6 protein-coding genes and 1 pseudogene are annotated in these 5,619 nt (G+C 70.1%); 6 read left to right on the forward strand and 1 reads right to left on the reverse strand.

Annotated features, from left to right (window positions below; translation table 11 throughout):
- Positions 1-317, reverse strand: a pseudogene (locus D7X55_RS34910) (tenascin-X); the annotation flags it as partial.
- A 223-nt stretch (positions 318-540) separates the two neighbouring features.
- On the opposite strand from D7X55_RS34910, the gene D7X55_RS34915 reads away from it, so the two are divergent.
- The 6 genes from D7X55_RS34915 (at position 541) to D7X55_RS34940 (ending at position 5,602) form a co-directional block, all read left to right on the forward strand.
- The gene (locus D7X55_RS34915; protein WP_233610250.1) at positions 541-795 is read left to right on the forward strand and encodes a hypothetical protein; all 255 of its coding nucleotides are present in this window, start codon (positions 541-543) and stop codon (positions 793-795) included.
- 9 nt (positions 796-804) lie between these two features.
- Positions 805-1,131, forward strand: coding sequence for a hypothetical protein (locus tag D7X55_RS34920; protein WP_233610251.1), 327 nt, complete (start codon positions 805-807; stop codon positions 1,129-1,131).
- A 308-nt stretch (positions 1,132-1,439) separates the two neighbouring features.
- Positions 1,440-3,173 (forward strand): serine/threonine-protein kinase, encoded by a 1,734-nt coding sequence (locus D7X55_RS34925; RefSeq protein WP_233610252.1) that lies wholly within the window; start codon positions 1,440-1,442, stop codon positions 3,171-3,173.
- 71 nt (positions 3,174-3,244) lie between these two features.
- Complete coding sequence (gene gshB / locus D7X55_RS34930; RefSeq protein WP_120548138.1) at positions 3,245-4,198, forward strand: glutathione synthase; 954 nt, start codon at positions 3,245-3,247, stop codon at positions 4,196-4,198.
- A 2-nt stretch (positions 4,199-4,200) separates the two neighbouring features.
- Positions 4,201-4,980 carry a tRNA1(Val) (adenine(37)-N6)-methyltransferase gene (locus D7X55_RS34935; protein ID WP_121725311.1) on the forward strand — a complete coding sequence of 260 codons (780 nt, stop codon included), beginning with the start codon at positions 4,201-4,203 and terminating at the stop codon, positions 4,978-4,980.
- A 115-nt stretch (positions 4,981-5,095) separates the two neighbouring features.
- Positions 5,096-5,602, forward strand: a complete 507-nt coding sequence (locus D7X55_RS34940; protein WP_120548140.1) for a DoxX family protein — start codon at positions 5,096-5,098, stop codon at positions 5,600-5,602.
- Positions 5,603-5,619: the final 17 nt, after the last annotated feature.

The raw sequence follows: 5,619 nt of genomic DNA on the forward strand, positions 1-5,619 counted from the left end.
CGGTAGGACAGCCGGACCGGGACCTCCCCCGGCGCCATCCGCGTGGGCAGCCCGTCCGCGGCGAAGGGCGGCGCCAGGGCCGTCCACTCCACGTCCAGCGTCGTGCGGCCGGCGTTCACCACCCGGAGCTCCACCACCCGCTCCACCTGGGGGTAGCTGGCGGGGAAGGCCACGGCCTCCTGGGAGACCCGCAGGAGGCTCCGGGCGCCCGTCAGGGGGGGTTCGTCCCGGCAGGCGCTCCCGAAGGCCACCAGGGCCGCCAGGGCCATTGCCAGGGCCGTCTGGCCCCCACTGCCCACCGTCCGCGTGCGCGCCATCGTGGCCTCCGTCCCCTGCCTTTACACCCCTCTCCATCCCCGTGTCCCACGGCACCCTACCCCCCGGTCTTTCAGGATTGGGCACTTCCGGGCCTGAGTTTTTTTCAGTCCCAAGGGTTTCGAGTGCTTCCAACCCCCCGGAACGACAGGCATGTCGCAGGGTATGGTTCTGGCAACGGGCGCGAGCATGACCCTGGCCGGCCCACCGCAGGATTCTCCGGGATTGCAGGCATTCACCGTGCTCATCGCCCGGGGTGTGCAGCCCACCGTGGACGGGCTGTCGGCGGAGGTCCGGCGGGCCGTGCTGGCCGAGCTGTTCCGCATGGGCATGCAGGCTTCCGAGAACCACTCGGGGCACACGCCCTGTCCTCCCTACACCCTGCGCCTGGACGTGGCGGACTGCCGGATGCACGTGGAGCTGGACCCCATGCGCACCCGGCTGTCGCTGACGGGCCTCACCCGGCCCCGGCCGCACTAGGGGACCTGGGTGAACGAGCGGTGGACGTATGGGCAGATGCTGCCCCGGCGCGCGGGCTACGAGGAGAGCTGGGAGCTCACCTACCGCGTGGAGCAGCTGCGGGAGCTGGTGGGCCAGGAGCTGCACCTGGACGCCGGGCTGGCCGCGGAGCTGGACGACACCCTGGCCCGCCTGGTCATGCGCAACCAGCGCCTGCGCGGCCTGCAGCGGATGATGGCCGCGGACCGTGAGCCGGAGGACCTGGTCATGCACCGCGCCGCGCTGGAGGACCTGGACCGGCAGCTGCTCCAGGAACTGCCCGGGCTGCTGGAGCGGCTTCGCGCCACGCTCCTGTAGCATCGTGTCCCTGCGCCGGATGCCTGTGGGTTTCCGACTTGTGCACGGGCCCTGCTTCTTTTCACCAGTCTAATTGGAGTGTTGATCAACTGGTGGAAGCAGTAGGGGAAGCCGAGTTGGGGACAAGTCAGCAAGCTTCGGGAATCATTCACGAATCGGCGATCTGCTACATGTGGGCAAATTGCCGGTTTCCCCCGGGCATCCACAGGCGGGCTTCCAGGCCCCCGGTTGTCCACAGGGCCCTCCACACCATCCACAGGTGATCCACAGGCAACCCGGGGGGCGGCACCGCCAAGGAAGGACCCGGGATGCAACAGCCCTGTTATGGTCCGGCCCGGCTTTTCTCACGACGCGGGCGCCATTCTTCCAAGGCGCTGGAGGATGAGCTCATCGACTTCCATCGGGGCGAGCGCATCGGGAAGTACGAGGTGCTCACGCAGCTGACCGTGGGCGGCATGGCGGAGCTGTTCCTGGGCTACACGTCGGGCCCGGGCGGCTTCCGCAAGTACGTGGTCATCAAGCGCATCCTCCCGGACGCGCGCTCCAATGATCAGTTCGTCCGCATGTTCCTGGACGAGGCGCGCATCACCGCGGCCTTCAACCACCCGAACATCGCGCAGGTGTTCGACCTGGGGGAGGAGGACGACGGGCTCTACCTGGCCATGGAGTTCATCGGCGGGCAGAACCTCAACCAGGTCACCAGCGCGTGCCTGAAGAAGCGCCAGCCGGTGCCGCTGGCCTTCACCCTGTCCGTGGCCCGCGACGTGTGCCTGGCGCTGCACTACGCGCACACCTTCACGTCCCCCGGCGGCGAGGCGAGCCCCGTCATCCACCGCGACGTGGCGCAGAAGAACATCATGGTGACCTACGACGGCACCGTGAAGCTGCTGGACTTCGGCATCGCCAAGGCGAAGAACAGCCTGGAGCGCACCAGCGTGGGCACGGTGAAGGGCACCACCGGCTACATGTCCCCGGAGCAGGTGCGCGGCGATCCACTGGATGGCCGCAGCGACCTGTTCTCCGTCGGTGTCGTGATGCACGAGCTCATCACCGGAGAGCGGCTCTTCGCGGGCAAGACCGAGCGCGACGAGATGGTGAAGATCCTCGAGGACCCCATCCCGTGGCCGTCCGTGCTGCTGCCGCACATCTCCGAGGACATCTCCCGCGTGGTGATGCGCGCGCTGGAGCGCAACGTGGACCGCCGCTACCCGTCCGGGCGGGACATGGCGCGCGCCATCGAGAAGGCCTCCGGCGGCAAGCTGATGGACGCGGACCAGCGCGCCGCGCTCATGAAGAGCCTGTTCGCGGAGCGCATGGCGGCCACGCGGTCCCTGCTGGAGAGCGCGGACGTCACCACCAGCAGCCAGGTGCTCGCGTCGGCGAAGCGGGCGCTCCAGAAGGATGACGGCCCCTACCTGCCGGAGCGCAAGTCCACCGCGCTCAGCGTGGTGGAGGCGCGCAAGAAGGCGGAGATCGCGAAGCTGCGCGCGGAGCAGTCCGGCAGCGACGAGACCGCGCCCCCGGTGAAGCGCTCGAAGCTGGGCGGGGTGTGGGCGCTCCTGTCGCTGTCGCTGCTGCTGGGCCTGGCCTACGGCGCGTTCCGGCTCACGAAGCTGCTGGAGGCCGAGGAGACGACGACCCCGCCCTCCCCCATGGGCCTGGGCCCGATGATTCCCATCCGGCCGCCGGAGACGCCCGTGCCCGACGCGGGCGTGGCCACCGCGGAGGCGGACAAGGACAAGGACAAGGACCGGGACCGGGACCGGAAGGACAAGGACCGGGACGAGGCCACCGCGAGCAAGGGCAGCCGCAAGGGCAAGGCCCGGGGGGAGGTGACGCTCTTCCTGGACGAGCCCGCGGAGGTCTTCCTCAACAACAAGTCCCTGGGCCAGGCGCCCCTGGTGAAGCGCTCCCTGCCGGTGGGGCAGGCGGAGCTCATCTTGGTAGGCGCGGACAAGAAGCGCCGCGTGCTCGCGGTGCCGGTGGAGGCAGGCAAGCCCGTGCGCCTCAACCTGAAGCTGAGGGAGCTGCCGGGCCGCTGAGTTCCGGGGTGGACGGACGCCCGCGCGAAGGAGCGGCATGGGCACAGGGCGTTCGCTATCTTCGCCCCCTCATGGCTCTCTCCCTTGGCTTCCTGATGGACCCGCTCGAGAGCGTGCGGGTGGACCACGACACGACGTTCTCGCTGATGCTGGAGGCCCAGCGGCGGGGGCACGACGTCTATTACTTCGAGCAGGGCTGGCTGCGCTTCAACGGCCGGTGCTCGGAGGCGCGCATGCGCCGGGTGAAGGTGCGGCGTGAGGTGGGGCACCACTTCGACGTGCTGAGCGAGGACGTGCGGCCGCTGTCGAAGCTGGACGTGCTCTTCCTGCGCAAGGACCCGCCGGTGGACGCGGACTATCTGCACGCCACGCAGCTGGTGGAGCTGTGTCCGGACCGTCAGCCCATCTTCATCAACAACCCGTCCGGCATCCGCGACGCGAACGAGAAGCTCTTCACGCTGAACTTCCCGGACCTGATGCCGGAGACGCGCGTCACGCGCGAGCTGTCCGTGGTGCTGGAGTTCGCGGCGAAGAACGCGCAGGGCACCATCCTCAAGCCCATTGATGGCTTTGGCGGCAAGGGCATCCTCTTCCTCGCGCCGGGGGACCGTAACGCGCGCTCCATGGTGGAGCTGCTCACGCAGGGCGGGAAGGAACCCATCCTCGCGCAGGCCTACGTGCCGGAGAGCCGCCTGGGCGACAAGCGCATCATCCTGGTGGATGGAGACCCGGTGGGCGCGGTGCTGCGCGTGCCGTCGGACGCGGACCACCGGGGCAACATGGCCGCGGGTGGCACGCCGATGAAGGCGGCCATCACCGACCGCGACCTCTACATCTGCAAGCGCCTCAAGCCGTCGCTCCAGGAGAAGGGGCTGACGCTGGTGGGCATCGACGTGCTGGGCGACTACCTCACGGAGGTGAACGTCACCAGCCCCACGGGCCTGGTGGAGGCCAGCCACCTGGACGGCGTGTCCTGCGAGGCGCGCGTGCTGGACGTCGCTGAACGGATGCACGGCGCGCGTTGACCGTGGGGCTCGTCCATCTGGAGGACGGCGAGACGCTGGACTCCATTGGCACCGCGGACGTGCGCGTGTTCCAGCGCCGCACGGGCTACCGCTTCACGCTGGACGCGGTGCTGCTGGCGCACTTCGCGTCCACGGAAGGGCATGACCTGCCGGGGCCCGTGCTGGAGCTGGGCGCGGGCAGCGGCGTGGTGTCGCTGCTGCTGGTGAAGCAGTTCGGCGTCGCGGGCCCGGTGGACGCGCTGGAGTTGCAGCCCGCGGTGCACGCACGGCTGACGCGCGCGGTGGCGCTCAACGGGTGCGAGGGCCGCGTGCGTCCGGTGCTCGGGGACCTGCGGCAGGCGCGGACGCTGTTCGTGTCCGGGGCGTACGGGCAGGTGGTGTCCAACCCGCCATTCCGCCGGGCCAAGGCGGGCGTGGTGAGCCCGGACGCGGAGCGGGCCGTGTCCAAGTCGGAGGTGGCCTGCGACGCGGCATCCGTGGTCGCGGCGGCCCGGCACGCCCTGCGGCCCGGGGGCGGCGTGAGCCTGGTGTATCCGGCGGCGCGGCTGGCGGAGGTGCTGGGGGTGCTCGCGGGCGCGCGGCTGTTCCCCCGGGTGCTTCGGTCCGTGCACGCGCGGGTGGATGCGCCCGCCACGCGCTTCCTGGTGCAGGCGCTGAGGGACCAGGACCGGGGCCTGTCCGTGCGTGCGCCGCTCATCGTGCATGGCGCTGGGCCGGGCGGGTACAGCCCGGAGGTGGCGGCGCTGATGGACGTGCCGCTGGCGGAGCGGAGCGGGGGTTGAGGGGCCGCCCGCTGAGCGTGGGGCCCTGCGGGCGTCGGGGCCGGATGGGGAGATGCGTCACAACGTAAGGGGCACTTCACCCACAGGACGTCCGCGTCCCGACGAGGAGAGCCTCATGAACGTGACGATGCTCAACGAACAACCGTCGCTGCTGAAGTCGGCCGCGCTGCTGCCTCCGCGCCTGTCGCTGGGCGCGACGATGATCCACCACGGCCTGGCGAAGCTGAAGAAGGAAGGCATGGAGCAGCAGGTGGGCATGTTCGAGCAGCTGGGCATCAAGCCCGGCAAGCCTTGGCTGCTGGCCACGGGCATCACGGAGCTGGTGGCCGGGGTGAGCTCCATCCTGGGCATCGCGACGCGCTTCACGGCGGTGTCGGTCATCGTCACGCAGGCCATGGCCATCGCGAAGGTGCACAGGAAGAACGGCTTCGACATGACGAAGGGCGGCTACGAGTTCAACCTGGCGCTCATCGCCATCGCGCTCGGGACGCTGATGCGCGGGCCGGGGCGGCTGTCCCTGCACAGCGCGCTGGAGCGGCGGGTGAAGCGCAAGGAGCTGAGGCACTTCCGGCTGCTGCCGCGTCAGCGCCGGGGCTCGATGCTGCTGGACGCGCTCGGGTAGATAGGGGCCTCGAGGGG

The sequence above is a fragment of the Corallococcus sp. AB049A genome, from assembly GCF_003668885.1.
GTDB lineage: Bacteria > Myxococcota > Myxococcia > Myxococcales > Myxococcaceae > Corallococcus > Corallococcus interemptor.